Raw genomic sequence first — 24,881 nt, forward strand, 5'->3', positions numbered from 1 at the left:
TAGCAGGCTGCGTCTAGCCGAACAAATCATCCTGCGTCGGCGGCGTTCCGGACTTCGGCGGTTTGCGGCGCGGTTGGGGCGCAGGCGCGGTGGCTGGGACATTGCCGGTCGAGACCGGTAGATCACCGTCGCGGAATTTGAGGATCAGGCTGGCGTGTTTGGCCGCCTCTGCCTTGTCGGTGAGCGTCCCGCCCTCGATGCCGGTCACGCGAACGTAGCCGCGCTTCAGAACCGTATCGGGATCGAGCGAATGCATGACGCGTCCGAGACCAGCCAGGCGTTCACGCCCTTCGGCCAGCGGTCGCCGGACCAGTACCGGTTCCAGCCGCACACTTTCGAGCTTTCCGCGCGCCTCTCTTAGACCGCCCCGCAGAACCGAAGGTGACAGGCGGAGATTGCCCAGGCGCTCCCGACTTTGCGCCGTACGGTCGCGGAGACCGCGCTTGAGACGTTCTGCCTGGTCGTCGAGCTTCTGCGCCTGCGGCTGCAGCAGAGCCTCGGGCGTGGGGAGCCGGTCGGTTCGGGCTTCCAGCCGTTCGCGCCCCAACTGGACCGGACGTATGATCGCACGCCTGCTCCGCGCACCGAAATCGGCCAGTCCCGCGGCCAGTTCGTGCCGCACCGGAACGGCGATTTCAGCCGCCGCTGTGGGCGTGGGCGCCCGGCGGTCAGCCGCGAAATCGGCCAGCGTCGTATCTGTTTCGTGCCCTACCGCGCAGATCGTGGGGATCGTGCAATCGGCGACTGCGCGCACGACCTCTTCCTCGTTGAAGCTCCACAAATCCTCGATCGCCCCGCCGCCGCGCGCGACGATCACCAGATCGGGCCGGTCGGGATGATTTTCGGGCATGGCGGAGAAGCCCCGCACCGCCCCGGCCACCTGAGAGGCGGCGCCCTGGCCCTGCACCAGCACCGGCCACACCACCACACGGCTCGGGAAACGGTCAGCCAGGCGGTGGAGGATATCGCGAATCACTGCGCCGGTGGGCGAAGTCACCACGCCGATGGTGCGCGGCAGGAAGGGCAGTGGCCGCTTGCGCTGCTCGTCGAACAGGCCTTCGGCAGCCAGGCGGGCGCGGGTCTTTTCCAGCAGCGCCAGCAATGCGCCTTCGCCCGCCAGTTCCATCCGCTCGATAACGATCTGGTACTTGCTGCGGCCGGGGTATGTGGTGAGCTTGCCGGAAGCCACGACTTCGAGCCCGTCTTCGGGATTGAACGGCAGGCGCTGGGTATTCCCGCGCCACATCACGGCATCGATCACCGCTTTTTCGTCCTTGAGCGCAGCATAGAGATGTCCCGAGGCCGCGCGCTTCACGCCCGACAATTCACCACGCAGGCGCACGAAACCGAAGCGATCTTCCACCGTCCGCTTCAGGATGTTGGAGATTTCGCTTACCGACAGCGGCTCGGCGTTGTCGCCGGGGCGACGCTTCGCTACCAAGCCTTCGTCTTCGGAATTTGACGGGAAATCGGCGGCCATGAATATCCTTTTGCTCGGCAGCGGCGGGCGCGAACATGCTCTGGCATGGAAACTGGCGCAATCGCCCAAGTGTGACAAGCTGTGGGCGAGCCCCGGCAACCCCGGCATGGAGGAATGCGCCGAATGCGCCGAATGCGTTCCGCTCGATAGCAGCGATCATGCCGCCGTGGTCAAGTTCTGCGAGGAAAATTCGATCGGTCTCGTGGTCATCGGCCCGGAAGGTCCGCTGGTCGAAGGGCTGGCAGACAGTCTCGCGGACGCTGGCGTGCTCAGCTTCGGCCCCTCCAAGGCTGCGGCCCAGCTGGAAGGCAGCAAGGGCTTCACCAAGGATCTGTGCGAGCGGGCGAATATTCCCACCGCACGGTTCGAGCGCTGCACCTCGCTGGAAGCGGCATGGGGCGCGCTCAAGAAATTCGATGCGCCCTTCGTGCTCAAGGCCGATGGGCTGGCCGCAGGCAAGGGCGTGGTGATCGCCGAAACCCGCGAGGAAGCGCAGCACGCCCTTTCGGAAATGTTCGACGGCCGCTTCGGCAGCGCAGGCTCCGAAGTGGTGATCGAGCAGTTCCTGACCGGCGAGGAAGCGAGCTTCTTTGCGCTGACCGACGGGGAAACCATCGTCCCGCTTGCCAGCGCGCAGGATCACAAGCGCGTGGGCGATGGTGACGAAGGCCCCAATACCGGCGGGATGGGCGCCTATTCGCCTGCGCCGGTGCTGACCGACAAGCTGCGCGATCAGGCCATGCGCGAAATCATCGAGCCCACGGTCCGCACCATGCGCGAAGAAGGCATGCCCTATTCAGGCGTGCTCTATGCCGGGCTGATGCTGACTAAGACCGGCCCGCAGCTGATCGAATACAACGTCCGCTTCGGCGATCCCGAATGCCAGGTGCTGATGATGCGGCTCGAGAGCGATCTGGTAGAGCTGATGCTCGCCTGTGCCGAACGCCGCCTTGGCGAAATAGAGGCTCCCCGGATGAGCGACGATTTCGCACTTACCGTGGTTATGGCAGCGGAAGGCTATCCCGGCACACCGAAAAAGGGCGGCGAGATCGACTTGGGCAGCGCCGAGGAGAACGGGGCTAAGGTCTTCCATGCCGGGACGAAACGCGACGGCGATCGGCTCGTCGCCAATGGGGGGCGGGTGCTCAACGTCACCGCGAAAGGCGCCACCGCCACCGAGGCGCAATCTGCGGCCTATGAAGCGGTCGACGCGGTGCAGTTTCCCGCCGGCTTCTGCCGCCGCGACATCGGCCAGCGCGAGGTGCGCCGCGAGCGGCACGGATAGGGCTCTCTAACTCGAGATGATACGACACTGGGTAAGCGCGGGGCTTCAAAACCGGCGCTTACACTCCGTTCGTCCTGTGTGAGGGACGTGTCCCTATTTCTCGCCTTCTTTCTGACACAATTGGCCTCGCACCCGTTTGCTTGCGGTCGGTTTGTGCCGATGTTGAGCGCACAGGGGACACATGATCGAAGGAATTACCCATGAGATACCTCCCTACCGTACTCGCTGGATCGGCCTTGGTTCTCGCCAGTGGCGCAATCGGCCAGACCACGGATGATCTGGAGGCGAACACGCCTCAGGAGAATACGACCGACCCTGCCATGAGCGGGCCGACAATGAGCGATCCGGCGACCGCAGGGACTTTCACCGATGCCCAGGTCCAAAGCTTCGCGGGTGCCATGCTGGAATTGCAGGCATTGACCGGTGATGCCGCGACCAAGCAGCAGCAGGCTGCGGCAATCATCGCCGATTCGGGCATCGACACCGAAACATTCAATGCGATTGGCGCGGCAATGCAGAGCGATGACGATCTGGCCAGGCGTGTCCGGCTGGCCGCAGCGGAACTGCAGGGCAAACCCGCGGGCTAGTCAGACCGCTTGATACTGCTGCGGGTCCTTGCCGATGCGACAAGGACCCGCAGAGTAGACAAGTTAGTTACCCAATCAAGAGAGCAACTGCGCCCGAAGATCAGCCGAGCTTTTGCGCGACGAGAGCCTTGAGATCCTTCTCGCTGCGCGCGCCGATATGGCTGATGATTTCGCCGGCACAGATCGCGCCCATCCGCAGACAGGTTTCCAGATCTTCACCGCGGGTGTGCCCGGTGAGGAAGCCGGCAGCGAAAAGATCGCCTGCACCGGTCGTGTCCACCACCTGTGCAACAGGTTCTGCGGCAACTTCGGCGCGCTCTCCATTGGCAAGGGCCACGGCACCCTGCGCGCCGCGGGTGGCTACCAGGGTGGGCACCTTACCCTTCAAGGCGGCCAGACCGGCTTCGAAATCGTCTTCACCGGTGAGCGTGGCGAGTTCGCCCTCGTTCACGAAGAGGATATCGATCTTGCCCTCTTCAATCAGCGCGCGGAAATCGTCGCCATGGCGATCGATCACGAAACTTTCCGAAGCAGTAAAGGCCACCTTGCGGCCTGCATTGCGCGCCACATCGATGGCCCGGCGCATGGCACTGCGCGGTTCTTCGGGATCCCACAGATAGCCTTCGAGATAGAGCACGCCCGCGCTGGCGATCAGCTCTTCGTCGAGCGCGGCGGGCGGCAGATATTGCGACGCGCCGAGGAAGGTATTCATCGTCCGTTCGCCATCGGGCGTAACAAAGATGAGGCAGCGCGCAGTTGGCGGTTCTGCATCGCGCGGGGCGGTATCGAAATCGATGCCGACGGCGCGGATGTCATGCGCGAAGATATCGCCCAACTGATCCTTCGCGACCTGCCCCACGAAAGCGCATTGCGCGCCCAGCGCAGCCATGCCCGCCAATGTATTGGCAGCCGATCCGCCCGAGATCTCCGTTGCGCGGCCCATCGCGCTGTAAAGTTCCTGCGCGCGTTCGGTATCGACCAGGGTCATGCCTCCCTTGGCCAGGCCCAGTTCTTCGATCAGTTCGTCCTGGCAGGGGGCCATCACATCCACGATGGCATTGCCAATCGCGACGACATCGTAACGGGGGTCGGTCATATTTTCTCCGCGCGGGATTTAAGAATTGGTCGGGCGCGGTTAGCGGTTCGTCGCGCAGAGGCCAAGGGCGGCGTTGACATTACCCGGCGCGGCAGCGATTCACCCGTGCCATATGATATCGCTGCCGCGCGCCCTTGCCTTGTCCTTCAGCCAGTTGCGCGATCCGGCAATCCTCAGGGTTCTCGGCAAGAGCCTGCTGGTGACCATCGCGATATTCCTGCTTCTGGGCTGGCTGCTGAGCTTCGGCTTCGAAGCCCTGCTGGAATGGGCGGGGCTGGCCGACGGCAGCGGGGCGGGAACTCTGCTGGCCCTGCTCGCCACGCTGATCGGCGCGTGGCTGCTGTTCCGCTTCGTCGCTTTGTTCGTGTTGCAATTCTTCGCCGAGGAGGTTGTCCGGGCGGTCGAGGCGAAACATTATCCGGCCGAGGCCAGCGCTGCCAGATCGCTTCCGCTCACGCAGGAACTGCGCAATGGCCTGCGATCGACGCTGCGGGCATTGGTGGTCAATTTCATTGCCTTACCCTTTGCCATTGCCCTGCTGGTCACCGGCGTGGGAACGGCGCTTCTGTTCTGGGCCGTCAATGCATTCCTGCTCGGGCGGGAACTGCGCGACATGGTCTGGTTGCGCCATCGCCAATCTGAGCAGGATGTCGCGCCGCTCGGCCAAGGGGGACGTTTCCTTCTGGGCGGCGCGGTTGCGGGAATGCTGCTCGTGCCCGGCATCAACCTGCTCGCCCCTGTCATTGGTGCGGCAAGCGCCACCCATCTTGTCCATCGCGGGAGAGCCGCCGTTGCGTAATATGATCGCCCTGCTTGCCATGGCGGCAAGCCTGTCCGCCTGTGTGAGCACGCCGAAAACCATTCCGGGTGCCCAGCGCCCGGTCACGTCGACACGGCCACCGCCGCAACAGCCCGTGCGACCTGCCCCATCGACCGGAGCGTTTATTGCGCCGAAGGTGATGAATGCGCCGGGACTGGAAGGGGTCATCGGGCGCGATGCCACCGCGCTGGCCAATCTGTTCGGTGCGCCGCGGCTGGAAGTGAAAGAGGGCGATGCTCTCAAGCTGCAATTCAGCGGCAGCGCATGCGTGCTCGATATCTATCTCTATCCGCTGCAACCCGGCGGGCAAACGAGCGCCACCCATGTGGAGGCGCGCCGGGCCAGCGACAGTGCAGATGTCGATCGCGCAGCTTGTGTCAGAGCATTGCGGCGATAACGCGCCCTTAACTGCTATGACTTAGTCATTCCGCTATTCTTGGACCTTGGCGGAAATACTTATGAATCCTTCTTTCGATATTCTGGCGCGCCGTGTCGCCGAAGATGGGCGTGTCAGTGCAGACGAACTGCTGGAGCTGCGCCGCAGTGCGTGGCCGGATGGCGTTATCTCGAAGGACGAGGCCGAAGCGATCTTCGCTCTCAATCGCCAGCTTACCGAACGTGGTCCCGGTTGGACCGATTTCTTCGTCGAGGCGATCGGCGAATTCGTCGTCAACCAGATCGCCCCCAAGGGCTATGTCGATGATGCCAACGCCGCTTGGCTGATGGCGCAGATCGATACCGACGGTCATCTGGGTTCCATGGCAGAGCTTGAGACCCTGGTCCGCATTTTCGAAATCGCCAAGAACGTCCCGCAAGAACTCAAGGACTATGCCATCCGCCAGATGGAGAAAGCAGTCGTCGAGGGCACCGGCCCGACCCGCCGGGGTGGCGCGCTGGAGGCAGGGAATGTCAATGCCACAGAAGCCCGGCTGCTGCGCCGCGCGATCTTTGCCCCCGCCAGCGACCGTCCGGCAGGCGTTAGCCAAGCTGAGGCGGAAATGCTGTTCCGTATCAAGGAGATAACCCTCACTGCCGACAATGCGCCTGAATGGAAGCAAATATTCGTGCAGGGTGTGGCGAATTATATAGAGGGTTTTGCCACCGAGACGGCACAAATCGACCGAGAAAAAGCCATCGAACTCGAGCGATTCATGAATGACACCTCTTCGAGCGTCGGCGGTTTCCTGATGCGCATGCTCGGCACACTACCGGATAAAGCAGGCTTTCAGCGTGCCAGTCAGGGTGGCCTTGGTGTGTTTGCGGATCGCGAGGCCGAGGCCGCAAGGGGTAAGGTCATCACCGAGGCGGAGCAGGTCTGGCTCGACCGGAAGATCGATCAGGATGGCAAGGTAGACGAGTACGAACAGGCACTGCTCGATTTCCTTGCGGAAGGCTGATCAGCCTAACCATGCGCTGTATTTTCTCGAAGAGCTCGTCATAGCGCGACATAATTCGCTTATACCATAAAGCTTTCGCCGCACCCGCATGCACCCTTGGCATTCGGATTCTCAAAAACGAACCCGGCAGAAAAGTCATCTTCCACCCAGTCCATCGTGCTGCCTACGAGGTAGAGGACGCTTGCCCCATCGATGTAGAAGATGCCGCCCGGCGTTTCGATCTTCTCGTCGAATTTTGCCTCTTCGCTCACGTAGTCGACGGAATAGGCAAGGCCAGAGCAGCCGCGGCGGGGGGTCGATAGCTTGACGCCGATCGCGTCGTCCGGTGCCTTCGCCATAAGTTCGGCAATCCGGGCTTCTGCACCCTTGGTCAGAATAACGGCAGCTTTCGGGGCAGGGCGGATGGCAGTTTCGACCATTATAGCATTCCCAGTTCGAGCCGCGCTTCGTCGGACATCTTTTCCGGGCTCCACGGCGGATCCCAGACAAGATTGACCTCGGCGTCACGCACGCCGGGTACGCTGGCCGCGCGCAATTCAACTTCACCCGGCATCGATTCCGCCACCGGGCAGTTGGGCGTCGTCAGCGTCATTATCACCGTGACGTCGCTTTCGTCATCGACCTCAACGCCGTAAATAAGGCCGAGATCGTAGATGTTTACGGGGATTTCCGGATCGTAAATCTCTTTCAGTGCAGAAATGACGTCCTGTTGCAGTTTGCCGCCAGTTCCGGTCGCATGGTCAGCCTCGGGCTTCTTCTGCAGAAAGCCTTCGAGATAGTCCCGCTTGCGTTCCAGTTTCTCGCCTGCGGTTTCTTCAGGCTCCACCGCATCGGACACGCGCGCGCGAGGCGGTTTGCCGACCACGGTGTCGGCAGGCGACGGTGCAGCGATGAAATCCTGTTCGTCGCTTTTAGTTGATGTGGTGGGCTTGTTCATCCGAAGATCCTCCGGGTCCTTTCAATTCCGCGCAAGAGCGCGTCGATGTCGCTTTCGTCGCTGTAGAGGCCAAAGCTGGCGCGCGCTGTGGCGGGAACGCCGAGGTGTTCCATCAGCGGCTGCGCGCAATGATGACCCGCACGGATCGCGACATTTTCTTCATCCAATATGGTGCCCAGATCGTGTGGGTGAACCCCATCCAGCGCGAAAGATACGATCCCGGCGCTTTCATCCGGCCCGAAAAGGGTGACAGCATTCAGCTTGCGCAACTCGTCCCGCAATTGCCGGGCAAGGCCGGCCTCATGCTCGAACAACCGATCAGGGCCGAGCGCATCGACATAATCGATGGCAGCATGAAGCGCGATGGCTTCCGTGATCATGGGCGTACCCGCCTCGAAACGCTGCGGGGGCGGTGCATAGGTCGTACCCTCGAAGGCGACCTTGTCGATCATCGCCCCGCCACCCTGATAGGGCGGCATTTTTTCGAGGAGTTCTTCCCGGGCCCAGAGCACGCCGATCCCGGTTGGCCCGTAGAGCTTGTGGCCGGAAAAGGCGTAAAAGTCGCAGTCCAATTCCGCCATGTCGAGCGCCATGCGCGGAGCGGCTTGGCAACCGTCGAGCAGAATCTTGGCGCCGACCGAATGGGCCAGATCGGCTGCCTGACGCGCTTCCAGTACGGAACCCAGAACGTTGGATACGTGGGCCAGCGCCACCATTTTGGTGCGCGGGGTCAGCAACGCTTCCAGTGCGCCCAGATCGATCCGGCCGTCTTCGGTAAGCGGACAAACGTCGATCTCGGCTCCTGTCCGTTCGGCAAGCATCTGCCACGGAACGATATTGGAATGATGTTCGAGCTGGGACAGGACAATCCGGTCGCCTTCGCCGATACGTGTCATGCCCCAGGTCGCGGCCACAAGGTTGATCGCCTCGGTCGCACCGCGGACGAAGACGATCTCATTTTCCGTCTTGGCACCGATAAACTCGGCAACGCGCCGACGGGCGGCTTCATACCCCAAAGTCATCTGCGCCGAACGACCATAAACGCCCCGATGGACCGTCGCGTAGTCGCGGCCCAGAGCGTTAGCCATAGCATCGACGACAATCTGTGGCTTCTGCGCGGATGCCGCAGTGTCGAGGTATTGCCAGACCGCACCGGCCTCGGTCACGAGTCCGGGAAAGTCGGCTTTGCGGGTTAGAGTGGCGGTATCGCTCACAAATGCTTGTCCAGCTTGTCGAGCGCGGCACCCAGCAGTTTCTCGTGCGCATCTTCATCGTCGAGGCCGACGAGCGCATCACCGATAAAGGCCTGCACCAGCAGTCTCCGCGTCATTTCGGGCGAAAGGCCGCGGGCCGCCATGTAGAAACGCGCGGTTTCATCGAGCTGGCCGACAGTGGCGCCATGGGCGCATTTCACATCGTCAGCAAAGATTTCGAGCTGGGGCACGGCATTCACGCTCGCGCCCTTTTCCAGCAGCAGGCCCTTGAAGTCCTGTGCCGCGTCGGTTTTCTGAGCCTGCCGTGCGACATCGATCGCGCCGAGGAAGTTGCCCGTGCCGGCGCCCCAATGCACGCTGCGCACCGTCTGGTTCGACGTCGCTTCCGGCTCGGCGTGGTTCACGCGGGTCACGAATTCACGCACCGTGTTCCGGCCGCCAACGGTAATCCCGCCCATTTCGAAGTGGGCGCCCCGGCCCATAGTGACTTCGAGTTCGACGCGAGAGAATTCGCCCGAAGCAATGACGCCAAACAGCTCGAATCGCGCGTTCTCTGCCACATTGACGCGGAGCCGGATCACTTCGGTTTGCGAAGAATTTTCGTCTGTTATAGTAAGAAGTTCGCGCAGGCTCTCACCTGCCGTCACGTCGATCTGACTCCACGTGTCGAGATCGCCAGTCCGCAGCTTTTCGACTGCAGAATAACGCCACGCCTCATCCTTGCGGGTCGGGAGATCGAGCGTTCCGGTCACTTCGCCGCCCTTACCGTTGCAATGCGGCGCACGCCGAGCCGGTGCGCATCTTCGATGCAGGGCTGCACCTCAGCCATCACTTCCTGCATCTGTGCCTTGCGATCGGCTTCCGGAGCATCCGCAGCGGCAATCGCATCAAGCTCTTCGACACGAGGCGTATAGCAACCCACCATTGCGCCGCAGCGAAGCAGGTCCACCGCGTGATCGCCGGAGCTTTGCTCCACGCGGCAGGTCAGCTTGCCATCGTCTTTCTTGTAGACGCCGCCCTTCCATTTATCGAGCGTCTGGTTGATCTGCACCACCTGCTCGGCAATCGCCTCTTCGCTTGGCGCGGTGGCGGCAGGAGCGGCGGCTTGCGCCATAACAAGTGTTAATGCGGCGAGTGTCATGCAGCCTCCATCACGGCGTCATAGCCTTCGTTTTCAAGCTGCTGAGCCAATTCGGCCCCGCCGGTCTTAACGATCCGGCCCTGCGCCAGGATCGAAACCTTGTCCGGCTTCACCACTTCGAGCAGGCGCTGATAATGCGTGATCAGCAGCGCCGCCTTGTCGGGTGCCCGCATGATGGTGTTGATACCTTCACCGACCACTCGCAATGCATCGATGTCCAGACCGCTATCGGTCTCGTCGAGGACCGCGAAGCTCGGGTCGAGGATGCCCATCTGCACCATCTCGGCACGTTTCTTCTCACCGCCCGAAAAACCGACATTCACGTTACGCTTGAGCATATCCATGTCGAGCTTGAGCAGGCCGGCCTTTTCCTTAGCCAGCTTGAGGAATTCGCCGCCTGTCAGCGGCTCTTCCCCGCGCTGCTTACGCTGGGAATTGAGAGCCTCGCGCAGGAACTGCACGTTCGAGACGCCGGGTATTTCGACCGGGTACTGAAAGCCGAGGAACACGCCGGCTGCGGCGCGTTCATGCGGTTCCATATCAAGCAAATCCTTGCCGTCGAAACTGATCGATCCGCCAGTCACTTCGTAACCGGGCCGGCCACCAAGCACATAGGCAAGCGTCGATTTGCCTGCGCCATTGGGACCCATGATTGCATGGATTTCGCCCTTGCCAACTTCGAGCGTGAGCCCGTTCAAGATTTGCTTGCCGTCGATTTCGGCAGAGAGATTTTCAATTTTAAGCATTTTCGTTCCTGGAATAGCGGGGCCGCGGCGCACTGTTGCGCTGGTGCTCGCGGCGAGCCTGCTGCTTGTCGGCGATGCGGCTGCGCATACCGAGGGTGATACGTTCGAGGACGGCGTCCATATTCTCGAGAATATCCTTGGCGGCGAGGCGCATGACGCGAATGCCGACAGCCTCGAGGCTCTTGTCGCGACGCTTTGCCAGCGCATCGTCCTGGCCGGGCTCGTCGATCATGATCGCCATGCCGAGATTGTGGCAATTGAAGTCGACAATCGCGCTGCCGACTACAGCGTGGCGCTTGAAGACGTAACGGCCCATGTCGGCCTTGGCGAAACGCTCAGCCAAAGCTTTGTGTGCTTCGGTAGAGTAGCGCCGCAATTCACGCGCCTGTTCGTGCAGCGCATCGAGCCGTTTCTCGGAAATCTCCCAACCACGGCCCTTCTTCTTGATGGTGGGCGCAGCGTCAGCCGTCTCCGACGGGTCGCGAAGCTGGAGGGTTTTACGATCGCTCATTACCCCACACTCCCTTCAAGCGAAATCGCCAGAAGTTTCTGCGCCTCGACCGCAAATTCCATTGGCAATTCCTTGAGCACTTCTTTCGCGAAACCGTTCACGATCAACGCGATAGCCTCTTCATCGTCCAGCCCCCGCTGCATCGCGTAGAACAGCTGGTCATCGCTGATCTTGCTGGTGGTTGCCTCGTGCTCGATCTGGGCCGTCGGGTTCTTCACCTCGATGTAAGGCAGGGTATGCGCGCCGCACTGGTCGCCGATCAGCAGGCTGTCGCATTCGGTGCGGTTGCGCACACCGTCGGCATTGGCCGCCACGCGCACAAGGCCGCGATAGGTGTTATCCGACTTGCCGGCGGAGATGCCCTTGGAGATGATCGTCGAGCGGCTTCCCTTGCCGTTATGGATCATCTTGGTGCCGGTGTCGGCCTGCTGGTAATTGTTGGTGACTGCGACCGAGTAGAATTCGCCCACGCTGTCTTCGCCATTCAAAACGCAGGAAGGATATTTCCACGTGACGGCGCTGCCGGTTTCGACTTGGGTCCAGCTGACCTTGCTACGCGCGCCCTGGCACAGCGCCCGCTTGGTGACGAAATTGTAGATCCCGCCCTTGCCGTTCTCGTCACCCGGATACCAGTTCTGAACGGTCGAGTATTTGATCTCGGCATCTTCCAGCGCGACCAGTTCCACCACGGCGGCGTGAAGCTGGTTCTCATCACGCATTGGTGCGGTACAGCCTTCGAGATAGCTGACGTAGCTGCCCTTTTCGGCAACGATCAGCGTGCGTTCGAACTGACCGGTATTCTCCGCATTGATGCGGAAATAAGTGCTGAGCTCCATCGGGCAACGCACGCCTTCAGGGATATAGACGAAGGTCCCATCCGAAAAGACCGCGCAGTTCAATGTCGCGAAGAAGTTGTCCTTCTGTGGCACGACCTTGCCGAGCCACTTTTTCACCATTTCCGGATATTCGCGAATTGCTTCGCTGATCGACAGAAAGATGACGCCTGCACGTTTCAGCTCTTCGCGGAAACTTGTGGCCACGCTGACGCTGTCGAAGACGGCATCGACTGCTACTTTCCGGGCGCCTTTTACGCCTGCAAGGACTTCCTGCTCGCCAAGCGGAATGCCCAGCTTGTCGTAGACGCGCTTGATCTCAGGATCGAGCTCGTCAAGCGACTCCAGTTCCGTCTTCTTCTTCGGAGCGGCATAATAATAGGCGTCTTGGTAATCGATTGCCGGATAGCCGAGTTTGGCCCAGTCGGGCTCTTCCATCTCCTGCCACATGCGAAAGGCTTTGAGACGCCAATCGAGCATCCATTCGGGCTCGTTCTTCTTGGCGGAAATGAAGCGGACCGTATCTTCGGTCAGCCCTTTTTCGGCAAATTCGGTTTCGATGTCCGATGACCAGCCGTGCTCGTATTCGGCAGCCTTGGCGGCAGCTTCCTTCGCTTCACGGTCCTGGATATCCACTTGCTCGTTCACGCGACTTCCTTTTCCTGCGAGAGCTGCACCAGCGAGATATTCGCCAATGCGCCGCGCAGCGCTTTATTCACCATCGGCCAATGCGGTTTGACCCGGCAATCGTGATCGACGGTACATTCTCCGCCATCGATACATGCCGTCAGCGCAATCGGCCCTTCGACTGCCTCTACAATATCCGCCAGGGTTATCGCTGCAGCAGGCCGGGCCAGCTGCAAGCCGCCACCCGCACCCCGCACGGATCGCAGCAGTCCAGCTGCCGTCAGCTTGCTCACCAGCTTCTGTACAGTGGGTACAGGAAGGCCGGTTTCCGCTGCCAGCTCGGACGCACTGACCCTCGCCCCGCCGCAATGGCGGGCAGCCTGGCTCATCGTGACGACAGCGTAATCTGCAAGGTTCGAGAGGCGCATAGTTAAATCGGACAATATCGTTCCGATTACTCAACTATGAGCGGAACGGTCGATTTTCAACGGGAAACGGCCAGTTGCGAGTCGTTAGCATTTCCGCAGCAATGTGGTTTGCCACGCACATCTTCCCTCTCGCGACCTACGAACGTATAGCATGGCCTCCATGCTCTCTCAGCACGAACCTGAAGGAAAGTGGGAGGGGAAAGGAAGAGTGCGAGATCGGGCGGGACGACAATTATATGTACAGACCCACCCGATCACGCTGATTCTACTCAGTTACGTATCAGGAACCGCGCTTTTCATTGGCGATCCAGTGATCCACGTTTTCTTCCATAATCGACAATGGAACAGGGCCGTTGGTGAGGATCACGTCATGGAAGGCACGGATATCGAATCCCTCGCCCAGCTCTTCGCGGCCCCGGTCGCGCAGCTCCATGATCTTGAGTTTGCCGATCATATAAGCCGTCGCCTGCCCCGGATAGACGAGATAGCGTTCGATCGCCTTGCGGATGTCACCATCGGGATTAGGCGTATTCTGGGTAAGATAGTCGATCGCTTCCTCACGGCTCCAGCGCTTGTGATGCATGCCGGTATCGACCACGAGCCGGCACGCACGCCATAGCTCCATCCCGAGCCGACCGAAGTCGGAATAGGGATCGGTGTAGAAGCCCATGTCCTTGCCAAGCTCTTCGGAATAGAGACCCCAGCCTTCGCTATAGGCCGTAACCCCGCCAAAGCGCCTGAAGGGAGGAACTTCGCCCAACTGCGTCTGGATCGAAAGCTGCAAGTGGTGGCCCGGCAAACCTTCGTGATAGGCCAGAGCTTCCAGCTCATTCTTGCTCATGTCTTTCAGGTTATACAGATTAACATAATAGGTACCGGGCCGTGAGCCGTCGGGCGCCGGACGCTGGTAGAAAGCTTTACCTGCGCTTTTCTCCCGAAATGCCTCGACCGGCTTTATGACCAGCGGATCGGAAGGCAGCGTCGAGAAATAATCCGGCAGCCTGGCTTCCATGGCGTCCAGCTTGGCTTCTGCATCCGCGAGATAGGCCTCACGCGTATCATAGAAAAAGCGGTCGTTGGTGCGGGTGTAATCGAAGAATTCCTGCAGCGTTCCTTCAAAGCCAACTTCGGCCATGATCTCGCGCATTTCGCCATGGATGCGTGCCACTTCGCGCAGGCCGATCTGGTGAATTTGATCGGCTGTCAGATCTGTCGTGGTGTAATTGCGAAGCAGTGCTTCGTAATAGCCGGCCCCTTCGGGAAACCGCCAAATTCCATCCTCGGAAGGCGCGATGGCCTGCTGGCGCTTCATTTCATTCAGCAACCGCTCGTAAGCCGGCCGTGCGCGCTCGTTCCAGGCTTTCTCGGCGGCCCCTTCAGCAGGGCGCGTTCCGTCGATTGCGCCCATCTTCTTGCGGTAATCTTCGAGAATTGCGTTGTCATCGCCCGCAGCAAGCAGGTTCTCGATATCCGAAATTACGTAAGGGTAGACCCAGTCGGGCGGCATAATGCCTTCGGCGGCGCGCTCTTTCGACTCTTCCACCAGCGTGTCGATTGCCGGTCCCAGACCCTGGATGCGGCTGAGATAGGCCGCTGCATCGGTACCGTCGGTCACCCGGTGAATGTTGATGAGGAATGCGGGCAACTGGCTCTGCGCGCCATTCATCTGGTCGAAGATGTAGCCGTATTCGCGGTAGGGGGACAGGGCTGCGCTACGCTTTGCCATCGCGTCGAAAAGCCGGAAGCTCAGCGCGTCTTCGCGCGAGAGCGTTTCGGGATCGAAGTTTGCGCGCATTCTTTCAGCTGTCGACTGGAGCAGCGCTTCGCTCCGCCGGTCGGCAACGCTCGAAAGATCGCCCCATCTAGCATAATCCTCGTCGCGAATGCCGCGGTAGGATTTGGATAGCGGCGACAAAGCGAGGGACGCCTGATCGTATTCTTCGAACAGATTTTCGAGCGCTTCGCTCTTCGACGACTGCCTAGTCTCGGCGGAAGCGAGCGGCGCGGTATTCTCCATCGTTGCACAGGCAGGCAAGCTTAGGATCGATATTCCGGCGAGCCAGAAACGGACGGAATGCTTCATCTTGATTTTCCCCTCAGTGAACGAGAAGAGTGTCAAGCATGCTGGATCGCAACAGTAAACACCGCATCCGATGAGCACTTTAGTCAGTACCTAGACCGCCCCAGAAAAAAGGGCGGCCCGATAGGCCGCCCCTGAAAGGTGAGAGCTCTCTGCAGTTCCGCTTCGAGCCCTTCGGGTCGCAGAAATGTGGTTACTGAAACTTTGCCTGCAAATATTGTAAGGACGCGACATTCCATTGCGTGAGTAATCGTTTCGACGGAATTTTAGTGTGCAGTCGTGCCGCAAGGACCCGCTACCTCGACACCTTTCGCGGCCTGAGCCATAGGCGTGAAATGCTTTTCGATATGATCCGTCCCTTACTCTTTACGCTCGATCCGGAGCGCGCTCATCGTCTTACGATCAGGGCACTCAAAACCGTTCCGAGACGGAGGCCAAGTTTTCCGAAGGAGCTTCGGACCGAAATTGCAGGGATAAGCTTTCCCAATCCTCTCGGGATGGCGGCCGGGTTCGACAAGGATGGGGAAGTTCCGGACCAACTTCTGGGGCTGGGTTTCGGATTCGTTGAAGTAGGCTCGATCACGCCTAGGCCCCAGCTCGGCAATCCGCAGCCGCGGTTGTTTCGCCTTGTGGAAGATCGCGCGGTGATCAACCGGATGGGGTTCAACAATCACGGGGCGGAACGCGCGGCGGGACGGCTGTCTGCACGCTCGGCACGGCCCGGCGTGCTGGGGATCAACATCGGCGCCAACAAGGATAGCGATGACCGTATCGCCGATTACGCCGAGATGACCCGCATTATGGCGCCTCTGGCAACCTATCTTGCGGTGAATATCTCGAGCCCCAACACGCCGGGGCTGCGCGCCCTGCAGGACGAGAGTGCCTTGTTCGAACTCCTCGATGCCGTGTTCGCGGCGAGAGGCGATGCAGGACCATCCATCTTCCTCAAGGTGGCTCCAGATCTTGAACCGGCCGATATCGATGCAATCGCGCGCATTGCCGCTGACAAGAAGCTCGGCGCGCTGATCGTATCGAACACGACCACCGGGCGCCCGCCGCTGCAGTCGCGCCATGCTGCTGAAACGGGCGGACTTTCCGGTGCGCCGCTCAAAGATTTGGCGCTCCAGCGCATTCGCGACTTCCGGACAGCGACTGGCGCAACCATCCCGCTTATCGGTGTGGGTGGAATAGCGTCTGCGGAGGATGCATGGGCGCGGATACGGGCCGGGGCCAGCCTCGTTCAGCTATACAGCGCGATGGTGTATGCAGGTCCCGGCTTGCCGCGGCGGATCACGCACGGCCTTCTGGAGCTTATGCGCCGCGATGGATTTTCATCGATTGCCGATGCGGTGGGAAGCGAATAACCACGCAGCATGTATCGTTTGCTTTCTTTACCGCTCGCAGCGCTGGCACTTTCGGCTTGCGCTACCTCACCTACCGATCTCGTACCGCCGCGCCTTGGCGATGAGCAAACCCAAGGCTGGGTAAGTGCAGCCGACCCTCGCGCCCAGGCGGCGGGAGAGGTCATACTCGCCAAAGGCGGAAGTGCGACCGATGCGGCCATTGCGGTAATGCTGGCCCTGGGCGTGGTCGAACCGCAAAGCTCCGGCATCGGCGGGGGCGGTCTGATGGTTCGCGGCCAGGCCAATGGGAGCGTCACCACGTTTGATGGGCGTGAAACTGCGCCATCGGGCGCCACCCCCGAATGGTTTCTCGATGCGGATGGAGACGTGCCGCCATTCATGGATTCGGTCCTGAGCGGATTGAGCGTCGGCGTTCCGGGCAATATCGCTTTGGCCGCCGAAGCGCATAAAGCGCATGGCAAGCTGGAATGGGCGGCATTGTTCCAACCCGCCATTGGCCTTGCCCGGGAAGGGTGGATCGTCAATCCCCGCCTGAACACCTCGCTGGCATCTTCGAAGGATCGTGCCGCCCATACCGAGGACGGCAAGGAGCTGTTCTTCGATGCCGCAGGCGAGCCCCTGGCGGTTGGAACGCGGGTGAAGAACGAACAGCTTGCCCGCACACTGCAAGAGATCGCCGCCAGGGGCCCGGACGCCTTCTATACCGGGCAGAACGCGACCGCCTTGGCGACTACCGTTGCCCGCCACACACCCAAGCCGGGCGCCATGACCACTCAGGACATCGCGAATTACCAAGCGAAAGAGCGCGACGCGGTGTGCACGTCATACCGTTCCTATCGTATCTGCTCGATGGGTCCGCCGACTTCCGGCGGAGTTGCGGTTCAGCAGATCCTCGGTCAACTGGAAAGGTTCGATCTTGCCGCCCTTGGTCGGGAGAACCCTGTAACCTGGCACCTATTCCTTGAATCGCAGCGGCTCGCCTATGCCGATCGCGAACTGTATCTCGCCGATAGCGATTTCGTTAACGTGCCCGTCGCCGGCCTGCTGGACCCGGTTTATTTGGCAAAGCGCAGCGCTCTTATCTCATCCGAAACGACACTTGGATTCGTCCAGCCCGGCAAGCCTGAGGGGGCACCGCAAGCGCTTACCGATGGAGACGAGCCGACAGAGCACGGAACTTCCCATATCGCCGTGGTCGACCACGATGGCACCATGATCAGCTACACCTCGACTGTGGAAGGGGCCTTTGGGTCGGGCCTGATGACTGGCGGTTACTACCTCAACAACGAGCTTACCGATTTCAGCCGAACACCCGAGGTTGATGGGAAGCTCGTGGCCAATCGGGTCGAAGGCGGGAAACGTCCGCGCAGTTCGATGTCGCCCACGATAGTCTTCGATCCGGAAGGGCGACCATTCATGGCTGTCGGGGCAGCCGGCGGGAGCACAATTCCGGTGACCACTGCCCGTGCCATCATCGGTGCGATCGATTTCGGGTTAAACGCCCGAGACGCCCTCGCGCTGCCCTTCACGATGGCTTTCGGTGATCAAGTGCTGCTTGAAGAAGGAACCTGGTTGCAGACCCACGCCGGGGAATTCCGCAAGCTGGGACATGACGAGATCATGATCCGTGCGGCACCCATCAAAGGCGGCACGGTCCTGCGGCGAGCTGGGGGCTGGGAAAGCGCACGTGACCCTAGGCTGGACGGCCAGTTGGACCTGCCCTGAAACGCTTCTGGTCACCTTGCCGTAGGGGCGTGGGGAGCTTAAGCGCCCCCTCGTCGTTGGTCGCACAACAAAAGATAACTCTGTGAGGAGCCTGCCTGTGCTGTCGGACATCGACTCCGCTAATAACCTTGTCGAACTTTTCCTGAAACGTGCGGCCGAGCGGCCTGATCGCGCTTTTCTTGGCGCGAAACGCGACGGGGAATGGACGACCATAAGCTGGAAGCAAGCCGCGGATCAGGTTTGCCTGCTGGCCGAAAGCTTGCGTGAGCTCGGTCTTAATCCGGGGGACCGGGTTTGTCTGGTGTCCGAGAACCGGCCCGAATGGTGTATCGCGGATCTGGCGATCATGGCGGCAGGCTGCATCACGGTGCCGGCCTATGTAACCAATACCGAACGCGACCATGTCCACATTCTCGACAATTCAGGAGCTCGGGCGGTAATCGTATCCTCGCAGAAATTGCTTGGGCCGCTCCACGGTGCATTGCAGGTGACCGGAATCGCCGATCATGTGATCGGGATCGAAGATTTGCATCGCCAACAATCGGGAAGTTTCAGCTTTCACCAGTGGGATAAGCTGGTTCAGGGAGATGCGGAGACGGCACGTGAGGCCGTGAAATCGAGAATGGCAAATGTCGGTCGCGGAGACACGGCCTGCATTATCTATACAAGTGGCACCGGCGGTGCGCCCCGAGGGGTGATGCAGCATCACGGTTCCATTCTATGCAATGTCGCGGGCGCTGCCGAAATTCTGTTGGAAGATTTCGGAATCGACGATGAAGAACGCTTCCTTTCCTTTCTTCCCGCCAGTCACGCCTACGAGCATACCGGGGGCCAGTACCTTCCGATCGGCGTAGGCGCCCAGATTTACTATTCCGAAGGTCTGGAAAAGCTGGCCAGCAACATTGAAGAGACCCGCCCGACGATCATGGTCGTGGTTCCGCGGCTGTTCGAAGTGCTGCGCACCAGGATCATGAAGCAGGTCGCGAAACAGGGCGGCATGGCGGAAAAGCTCATGACCATGGCCCTCGAAGTCGGCGAGAGGCGGGCCGAGGGTAAACCGAGGTTCGGCGACGGGGCAAAGGATTTTCTCGTCGGAAAACTCCTAAAGCCCAAAATTCGCCAACGCTTTGGTGGCCGTATCAAAGCCATGGTTTCCGGTGGTGCGCCGCTCAATCCCGAAGTCGGCATTTTCTTTGGATCGATGGGTCTCACCATGCTTCAGGGTTACGGTCAGACCGAAGCAGGCCCTGTCGTCGCCTGCAATCGGCCCAAAGCAGGTATCGCCATGCATTCGGTCGGCCCCGCCATGCGCGGTGTCGAAGTGAAAATCGCCGAGGACGGAGAGATTCTGTGCCGCGGCGAACTGGTGATGCATGGTTATTGGCAGAACGATGCGGAGACTGCGCGTACGATCAAGGATGGCTGGCTTCATACGGGCGACATCGGGCACCTCGATGAAAAGGGGCGCATCGTTATCACCGATCGCAAGAAAGACATGATCGTCAATGACAAGGGCGACAATATCGCGCCGCAGAAGCTTGAAGGCATGCTGACACTTCAGCCGGAAATCGGGCAGGCGATGGTTGCCGGAGACAAGCGGCCCTACATCGTTGGTCTGCTGGTGCCGGACGCCGAATGGGCAGTAGAATGGGCGGCCGATCAGGGGAAGAAATTCGACCTGAAAGCGTTGCAGGACGATCCGGAGTTTCGCGCGGCGCTACGCAAGGCGATCGATCGCGTGAACAAGGACCTGTCCGTGATCGAGAAAGTGCGCCAGTTCGAATTTGCCGACGAAACGTTCAGCATTGAGAACGAGGAAATGACGCCCTCGATGAAGATACGTCGGCACAAAATCAAAGAGCGTTACGGTGATCGGTTGGCGAGCCTCTACCGGAGCTGAATCAGGCCGGGACTTCCTCGATGAATTCGGGAAAGAAGGTGGGCGCTCGGTCGGACCAGCCCGGCGCGGTCGCGGCAGCTTCGCTTAGCGACTGCAACAGCATCTTGCGCCGTTCCGGTCGGATATGCGGCAGAGCGGCCGCAGCACAAAAGGCACTGGGCAACCAAGGGCGGGCTTCCGGGCCGAGCAGGCGCTCGTAAAGGAACCGGAAGGCTGAAAAACATTCGATCCGTTCCTGTGCAAGATCGAAGGCTACGACCCTGGTGATCTTGCCGATAAAACTCTCGATTCCGTCAAACCCGGATTGATGAGGGATGGCACCACGAAGAGCCTTGAGCTCCTGATAGGCCACGTACTGACTACGTATTGCGGCGGTTTCGCCGTGGGTGCGCCCCCAGATCCGGAAAGCATCGTTACGGCTGAGCCCGATATCCAGACTGCGGCGAATGTATCGCTGCTCTGCAGCAGTGAAACCAGCGAATTCTCGCATCTCGGCAATTGTCAGCGATGCAGCATTGGTAACGGCCATGATTCGACTCCTTCGTCGAATCGGAGTTTCCCCGAAGATGGTTAATTTTGTGTGCCGGGGCTTAGATGAGTCCGGCGAGAGGGCTGCTGGGGTCCGCATATTTGCGGCGCCCCATGCGTCCGGAAAGGTAAGCCTCGCGGCCAGCCTGGACTGCCAGTTTCATCGCCCGTGCCATGCGGAGCGGGTCTTTCGCTTCGGCGATGGCTGTATTCATAAGTACTCCGTCGCAGCCCAATTCCATGGCTACGGCCGCATCTGACGCCGTGCCGACACCTGCATCGACGAGCACGGGTACCTTCGCGCCTTCTACAATCAGACGGATCGTAACCCGGTTCTGTATCCCGAGTCCCGATCCGATGGGGGCGCCCAGCGGCATAACTGCAACCGCGCCAGCTTCTTCCAGTTGTTTCGCTGCGATGGGATCGTCCACGCAATATACCATCGGTTGGAAGCCTTCCTTTGCGAGGACTTCGGTCGCCTTTAGCGTTTCGCGCATATCTGGATAAAGCGTCTTCGCCTCTCCAAGAACCTCCAGCTTGACGAGGTCCCAGCCACCAGCTTCCCGGGCAAGGCGGAGGGTGCGGATCGCTTCTTCCGCCGTAAAACAGCCCGCAGTGTTTGGAAGATAGGTTACCTTCTTCGGATCGATGAAGTCAGTCAGCATCGGCGCTTTCGGATCGCTGACGTTGACCCGGCGTACGGCGACTGTAACGATTTCTGCGCCGCTCGCTTCCAGGGCCGCCGCGTTTTGCTCGAAATCCTTATACTTTCCGGTGCCGACTATCAGGCGGGAATTGAACGTGTGGCCAGCAACCGACCATCTATCGTCGCCTTGCCCTCCGCCCACGAAATGGACGATTTCGAGTGAGTCCCCTTCGTCTACTGCGCGCGCCGAGAGTTCGCTGCGCGGTGCGATCGTACCGTTGTGCTCAACAGCAACTTTGGCTGGATTGAGATCGAGCTCCCGAACAAGCTCGGCAATGGTGTTGGCGGATGTGCGGCGGCTTTCGCCGTTTACGGTCAGGGAAATCATGGGACCGACTTAGTCTCCGCAGCGCTCCTTGCAAGCGGCGGAATGGCAGTGGCGCATATTCAGAATATGGCCAAGCGATACAAGCGCGACCCCGAGGATCGTCAGGACGGCTTCCTTGTAACCGTGCGGAACCGCAAGCGCTGCGCCCATAAAGCTAAGTCCCGTCATGGCGATCACAAATGGCATGGCCATGCGATGCCGCAGTGCGCCCCAGCCGATCGCCACGCCGGCGATCAAAGTCGCAACCAGCAGGCCCCAACGGTGGATTTCAGGAGCAAGCAGAAACTCGCCGCCGACACCTAGACCTGACACGAGTGCAATGCTGGCGATGCAATGCAATGCACACAGTCCCGAAAGACCGATGCCGACGCGGTCCAGCCGCCGGCGAATCGGGTTCAATGCACGTTGCAACATGCCGGAGCAGATATGTGATAGTGTCTCATCTTACAAGAGCGAATTGTGGAATTGATCTGTAATCCGTCGTTTGACGTACCCGACATGCCGCTTGTTCCATTTGCACTTGCGAAACACGTCTCTGGAGGCGAACAGGCTCCGCATGAACACCCTTGCTTCCCGCAGCCGGCCGATATCGCTGGCAAACTGGTTATTCTCCGTAGCTTTGCTGGTCATCATCATCGTCACTGTGGGCGGAATCACTCGATTGACCGAAAGCGGACTCTCGATCACCGAATGGAAGCCGTTCCTCGGCGCGCTGCCTCCGTTGAACGAGGCCGACTGGCAAGCCGAGTTTGAACTCTACCAGCGCATACCCGAGTACACCCAGATAAACGGCCCTGCGGGAATGGATCTGGAAGCATTCAAATCGATCTACTGGTGGGAGTGGATACATCGCCAGCTGGGCAGGCTGATCGGGCTGGCGCTGGTGATCCCGCTCGCATTTTTTGCCGTTCGCCGGATGATTCCAGATGGCTATTTCTGGCGGCTGTTTGCATTGGCGGCCCTCGTGGCGCTGCAGGGTAGCTTCGGTTGGTGGATGGTCGCGTCCGGTCTCGAGACACGTACCGATGTCAGCCACTTCCGCTTGGCGATCCACCTTTGCACCGCACTCATCCTGTTGGCTGGCCTTGTCTGGACAGCGCTGGACCTGCGAAGGCCAAGCATGGTCAACGCAAGGCCTGCGCGATTGACGAAGCTAGCGACTGCAACGGGTATCATCCTGTTTATTCAGCTTCTGCTGGGGGCCTGGGTCGCGGGCCTTGATGCAGGCCTGGCTTCCGACAGCTGGCCTCTGATGCAGGGACGCTTCATCCCCGAATTTGACGGCACTCCGGGATTCCTTTGGGCAATGACCCACGATCCTTTTCTCATCCATTGGATGCATCGCTGGTGGGCGTGGGTTGTCGTGATCGCACTGGTGTTGATGGCGCGCAGAGTTAAGCCGGTTTCGCGACCGGCCTCAATCGCCATTCACGTGGCTTTCGGCACCCAGATAGTGCTTGGCATCGCAACCGTGTTGAGCGGCGTGGAATTCCATCTTGCGGTTCTGCATCAATTGGTTGGCGCGCTGCTGGTGGCCACGGTCGCATGGGGTGCCCACGTGCTTGGCCGCCAGAACTAACCGCCAAGGAGGTTACGCCCCTCGATATTGGCGCTCTTTAATATAGCATGATGGCAAGGGCTCGGGCCCGGACTTTCCGGCGGCGTATTATTATACCCCACGCAAGACCCGCAGAATTGCTTGACGAATCACGTCCATGCGCCCATTTGGCGCGCGCTTAGCGGCTCCGTGATGGGCCGCGAATTCGTTTAGGGCCGTAAAGCACGGCGCGATAACTCGAGCAAACGGACATATCAGCCATGAAGGCTCTCACCAAACTGACCAAGTCGGCCAAGCCGGCAGAGGTCGAAAAGGACTGGCATATCATCGACGCCGAAGATCTCGTCGTCGGTCGTCTTGCCGTCATCATCGCCAACCACCTGCGCGGCAAGCACAAGCCTAGCTACACCCCGCATGTGGATTGCGGCGATCACGTCATCGTCATCAATGCCGACAAGGTGAAGTTCACCGGCAAGAAGATGGACGACAAGATTTATTACAAGCACACCGGTCACCCGGGCGGCATCAAGGAAACAACCCCGAACAAGGTTCTGGGCGGACGTTTCCCCGAGCGTGTCCTCGAGAAGGCCGTGCAGCGCATGATCCCGCGTGGCCCGCTGGGCCGCGACCAGATGCGCGCGCTCCACCTCTACAACGGCACCGAGCATCCGCATGAGGGCCAGAAGCCCAAGACGCTCGACGTCGCTTCGATGAACCGCAAGAACAAGGCTGTTGCGTAATGGCTGACGAAACCAAGAACGACACCGTCTCGGATCTCGCCGATCTGAAGGACATTGCCGCCGACGCTCCTCAGGGCGACAGCGCGGAAATCGCTGCCAAGGCCGACGTTCCCCTGCGCGAGCAGGAGCTTGACGCTCAGGGTCGCGCTTACGCCACTGGTCGCCGTAAGGATGCCACCGCCCGCGTATGGCTGGTTCCCGGCAGCGGCAAGATCACCGTCAACGGCAAGGATCAGGAAGTGTATTTCGCACGTCCGACTCTGCGTCTCGTGATCGATCAGCCGTTCGCCATCACCGAGCGTCAGGAACAGTATGACGTGATCGCCACCGTCAAGGGCGGCGGCCTTTCAGGCCAGGCCGGTGCAGTCAAGCACGGCATCAGCCAGGCACTCGCCAAGTACGAACCGGCATTGCGTTCGACGGTCAAGGCCGCCGGCTTCCTCACCCGCGACAGCCGCGTGGTCGAGCGTAAGAAGTACGGCCGTGCCAAGGCACGTCGTAGCTTCCAGTTCTCGAAGCGTTAATTCGCCTCCAGAGCCGGATCAACGGACAAACAGAAAAGGGCGGTTCCGCGAGGGACCGCCCTTTTTCTTTACGTTTAGCGTCCGATCACCGCTGAATAAGCATCAACGCCCATGCAAGCCCGGTGCCAGCGAAAAAAACCGGCCAGCTCCACCAGATGTCATATTGATAAATCTCGGCCTGGAACACCGCGAGGTGGCCGCCGTCCGAACCTTGGCTACCAACAACCAGCGCTACGACACATGACAGAATAGCGCCGAGAGGCGCTGCTTTGAAGAATTCCATGGCATTTCCTCGAACTCTGTCAGCATAATTGCATGTCAGGGTT

The 24,881-nt window shown here is 60.2% G+C and carries 27 protein-coding genes; 11 read left to right on the forward strand and 16 right to left on the reverse strand.

Translation table 11 applies throughout. The features are described 5' to 3' along the window. Positions 1-13: 13 nt before the first annotated feature. Positions 14-1,480: an exodeoxyribonuclease VII large subunit gene (gene xseA, locus ACYQ0G_RS08795; protein WP_460101726.1), complete on the reverse strand. Its 1,467-nt coding sequence runs from the start codon at positions 1,478-1,480 to the stop codon at positions 14-16. Between xseA and purD the strand changes: the two genes are divergently transcribed. Next, complete coding sequence (purD, locus tag ACYQ0G_RS08800; protein WP_460101728.1) at positions 1,479-2,765, forward strand: phosphoribosylamine--glycine ligase; 1,287 nt, start codon at positions 1,479-1,481, stop codon at positions 2,763-2,765. The two genes, xseA and purD, sit on opposite strands and share 2 nt — an antisense overlap. Positions 2,766-2,965: 200 nt before the next feature. Then, complete coding sequence (locus tag ACYQ0G_RS08805) at positions 2,966-3,352, forward strand: DUF4168 domain-containing protein (RefSeq protein WP_460101730.1); 387 nt, start codon at positions 2,966-2,968, stop codon at positions 3,350-3,352. 100 nt (positions 3,353-3,452) lie between these two features. On the opposite strand, the gene ACYQ0G_RS08810 is transcribed toward ACYQ0G_RS08805, so the two are convergent. Next, the gene (locus tag ACYQ0G_RS08810) at positions 3,453-4,448 is read right to left on the reverse strand and encodes an adenosine kinase (protein WP_460101732.1); all 996 of its coding nucleotides are present in this window, start codon (positions 4,446-4,448) and stop codon (positions 3,453-3,455) included. 112 nt (positions 4,449-4,560) lie between these two features. Here ACYQ0G_RS08810 and ACYQ0G_RS08815 point away from each other — a divergent pair, with 112 nt between their 5' ends. From ACYQ0G_RS08815 to ACYQ0G_RS08825, 3 genes are all read left to right on the forward strand, one after another. Beyond that, entirely contained in the window at positions 4,561-5,247 is a 687-nt protein-coding gene (locus tag ACYQ0G_RS08815; protein WP_460101733.1) for an EI24 domain-containing protein, read from the forward strand. 1 nt (position 5,248) lies between these two features. Beyond that, positions 5,249-5,665, forward strand: coding sequence for a hypothetical protein (locus tag ACYQ0G_RS08820; protein WP_460102812.1), 417 nt, complete (start codon positions 5,249-5,251; stop codon positions 5,663-5,665). Between the two features lie 61 nt (positions 5,666-5,726). Beyond that, a complete protein-coding gene (locus ACYQ0G_RS08825) occupies positions 5,727-6,665 on the forward strand; it encodes a hypothetical protein (RefSeq protein ID WP_460101735.1) in 939 nt (312 codons plus the stop codon). A 59-nt stretch (positions 6,666-6,724) separates the two neighbouring features. Here the strand turns inward: ACYQ0G_RS08825 and ACYQ0G_RS08830 are convergent, their stop codons facing one another. From ACYQ0G_RS08830 to ACYQ0G_RS08875, 10 genes are all read right to left on the reverse strand, one after another. After that, positions 6,725-7,084: a HesB/IscA family protein gene (locus ACYQ0G_RS08830; protein WP_460101737.1), complete on the reverse strand. Its 360-nt coding sequence runs from the start codon at positions 7,082-7,084 to the stop codon at positions 6,725-6,727. Beyond that, the gene (locus ACYQ0G_RS08835; RefSeq protein ID WP_460101739.1) at positions 7,084-7,602 is read right to left on the reverse strand and encodes an SUF system Fe-S cluster assembly protein; all 519 of its coding nucleotides are present in this window, start codon (positions 7,600-7,602) and stop codon (positions 7,084-7,086) included. Before ACYQ0G_RS08835 ends, ACYQ0G_RS08830 begins: the two co-directional genes overlap by 1 nt. After that, positions 7,599-8,816, reverse strand: coding sequence for a cysteine desulfurase (locus ACYQ0G_RS08840; protein ID WP_460101741.1), 1,218 nt, complete (start codon positions 8,814-8,816; stop codon positions 7,599-7,601). Before ACYQ0G_RS08840 ends, ACYQ0G_RS08835 begins: the two co-directional genes overlap by 4 nt. Then, positions 8,813-9,568, reverse strand: coding sequence for a SufD family Fe-S cluster assembly protein (locus ACYQ0G_RS08845; RefSeq protein ID WP_460101743.1), 756 nt, complete (start codon positions 9,566-9,568; stop codon positions 8,813-8,815). The genes ACYQ0G_RS08840 and ACYQ0G_RS08845 overlap by 4 nt, the downstream gene beginning before the upstream one ends. Next, positions 9,565-9,957, reverse strand: a complete 393-nt coding sequence (locus tag ACYQ0G_RS08850; RefSeq protein WP_460101744.1) for a hypothetical protein — start codon at positions 9,955-9,957, stop codon at positions 9,565-9,567. Before ACYQ0G_RS08850 ends, ACYQ0G_RS08845 begins: the two co-directional genes overlap by 4 nt. Beyond that, entirely contained in the window at positions 9,954-10,703 is a 750-nt protein-coding gene (gene sufC / locus ACYQ0G_RS08855) for a Fe-S cluster assembly ATPase SufC (protein WP_460101746.1), read from the reverse strand. The genes ACYQ0G_RS08850 and sufC overlap by 4 nt, the downstream gene beginning before the upstream one ends. Next, positions 10,696-11,214 (reverse strand): endonuclease domain-containing protein, encoded by a 519-nt coding sequence (locus tag ACYQ0G_RS08860; protein WP_460101748.1) that lies wholly within the window; start codon positions 11,212-11,214, stop codon positions 10,696-10,698. The genes sufC and ACYQ0G_RS08860 overlap by 8 nt, the downstream gene beginning before the upstream one ends. Then, positions 11,214-12,695 carry a Fe-S cluster assembly protein SufB gene (gene sufB, locus ACYQ0G_RS08865; RefSeq protein WP_460101750.1) on the reverse strand — a complete coding sequence of 494 codons (1,482 nt, stop codon included), beginning with the start codon at positions 12,693-12,695 and terminating at the stop codon, positions 11,214-11,216. Before sufB ends, ACYQ0G_RS08860 begins: the two co-directional genes overlap by 1 nt. Next, the gene (locus ACYQ0G_RS08870) at positions 12,692-13,102 is read right to left on the reverse strand and encodes an SUF system Fe-S cluster assembly regulator (protein WP_460102814.1); all 411 of its coding nucleotides are present in this window, start codon (positions 13,100-13,102) and stop codon (positions 12,692-12,694) included. The genes sufB and ACYQ0G_RS08870 overlap by 4 nt, the downstream gene beginning before the upstream one ends. A gap of 280 nt (positions 13,103-13,382) precedes the next feature. After that, complete coding sequence (locus ACYQ0G_RS08875) at positions 13,383-15,185, reverse strand: DUF885 domain-containing protein (RefSeq protein WP_460101752.1); 1,803 nt, start codon at positions 15,183-15,185, stop codon at positions 13,383-13,385. 332 nt (positions 15,186-15,517) lie between these two features. On the opposite strand from ACYQ0G_RS08875, the gene ACYQ0G_RS08880 reads away from it, so the two are divergent. The 3 genes from ACYQ0G_RS08880 to ACYQ0G_RS08890 all read left to right on the forward strand — a co-directional run bounded on the left by ACYQ0G_RS08880 (position 15,518) and on the right by ACYQ0G_RS08890 (position 20,171). Continuing rightward, positions 15,518-16,546 carry a quinone-dependent dihydroorotate dehydrogenase gene (locus ACYQ0G_RS08880; RefSeq protein WP_460101753.1) on the forward strand — a complete coding sequence of 343 codons (1,029 nt, stop codon included), beginning with the start codon at positions 15,518-15,520 and terminating at the stop codon, positions 16,544-16,546. 9 nt (positions 16,547-16,555) lie between these two features. Continuing rightward, positions 16,556-18,271 (forward strand): gamma-glutamyltransferase, encoded by a 1,716-nt coding sequence (ggt, locus tag ACYQ0G_RS08885; protein WP_460101754.1) that lies wholly within the window; start codon positions 16,556-16,558, stop codon positions 18,269-18,271. Between the two features lie 91 nt (positions 18,272-18,362). After that, positions 18,363-20,171 (forward strand): AMP-dependent synthetase/ligase, encoded by a 1,809-nt coding sequence (locus ACYQ0G_RS08890; protein WP_460102815.1) that lies wholly within the window; start codon positions 18,363-18,365, stop codon positions 20,169-20,171. Position 20,172: 1 nt separating this feature from the next. Here the strand turns inward: ACYQ0G_RS08890 and ACYQ0G_RS08895 are convergent, their stop codons facing one another. The 3 genes from ACYQ0G_RS08895 to ACYQ0G_RS08905 form a co-directional block, all read right to left on the reverse strand. Continuing rightward, positions 20,173-20,700: a hypothetical protein gene (locus tag ACYQ0G_RS08895; protein ID WP_460101756.1), complete on the reverse strand. Its 528-nt coding sequence runs from the start codon at positions 20,698-20,700 to the stop codon at positions 20,173-20,175. 61 nt (positions 20,701-20,761) lie between these two features. Continuing rightward, positions 20,762-21,733 carry a sulfur carrier protein ThiS gene (gene thiS, locus ACYQ0G_RS08900; protein WP_460101757.1) on the reverse strand — a complete coding sequence of 324 codons (972 nt, stop codon included), beginning with the start codon at positions 21,731-21,733 and terminating at the stop codon, positions 20,762-20,764. A 9-nt stretch (positions 21,734-21,742) separates the two neighbouring features. Continuing rightward, positions 21,743-22,147: a MerC domain-containing protein gene (locus ACYQ0G_RS08905; RefSeq protein WP_460101759.1), complete on the reverse strand. Its 405-nt coding sequence runs from the start codon at positions 22,145-22,147 to the stop codon at positions 21,743-21,745. Between the two features lie 142 nt (positions 22,148-22,289). On the opposite strand from ACYQ0G_RS08905, the gene ACYQ0G_RS08910 reads away from it, so the two are divergent. The 3 genes from ACYQ0G_RS08910 (at position 22,290) to rpsI (ending at position 24,555) form a co-directional block, all read left to right on the forward strand. Beyond that, complete coding sequence (locus ACYQ0G_RS08910) at positions 22,290-23,312, forward strand: COX15/CtaA family protein (RefSeq protein WP_460101761.1); 1,023 nt, start codon at positions 22,290-22,292, stop codon at positions 23,310-23,312. Between the two features lie 239 nt (positions 23,313-23,551). Further along, positions 23,552-24,031 (forward strand): 50S ribosomal protein L13, encoded by a 480-nt coding sequence (rplM, locus tag ACYQ0G_RS08915; protein ID WP_460101763.1) that lies wholly within the window; start codon positions 23,552-23,554, stop codon positions 24,029-24,031. Continuing rightward, entirely contained in the window at positions 24,031-24,555 is a 525-nt protein-coding gene (rpsI, locus tag ACYQ0G_RS08920) for a 30S ribosomal protein S9 (RefSeq protein ID WP_460101765.1), read from the forward strand. The genes rplM and rpsI overlap by 1 nt, the downstream gene beginning before the upstream one ends. An 85-nt stretch (positions 24,556-24,640) precedes the next feature. On the opposite strand, the gene ACYQ0G_RS08925 is transcribed toward rpsI, so the two are convergent. After that, the gene (locus ACYQ0G_RS08925; RefSeq protein WP_460101767.1) at positions 24,641-24,838 is read right to left on the reverse strand and encodes a hypothetical protein; all 198 of its coding nucleotides are present in this window, start codon (positions 24,836-24,838) and stop codon (positions 24,641-24,643) included. Positions 24,839-24,881 lie beyond the last annotated feature (43 nt).

This window comes from Qipengyuania triglochinis (assembly GCF_054655615.1).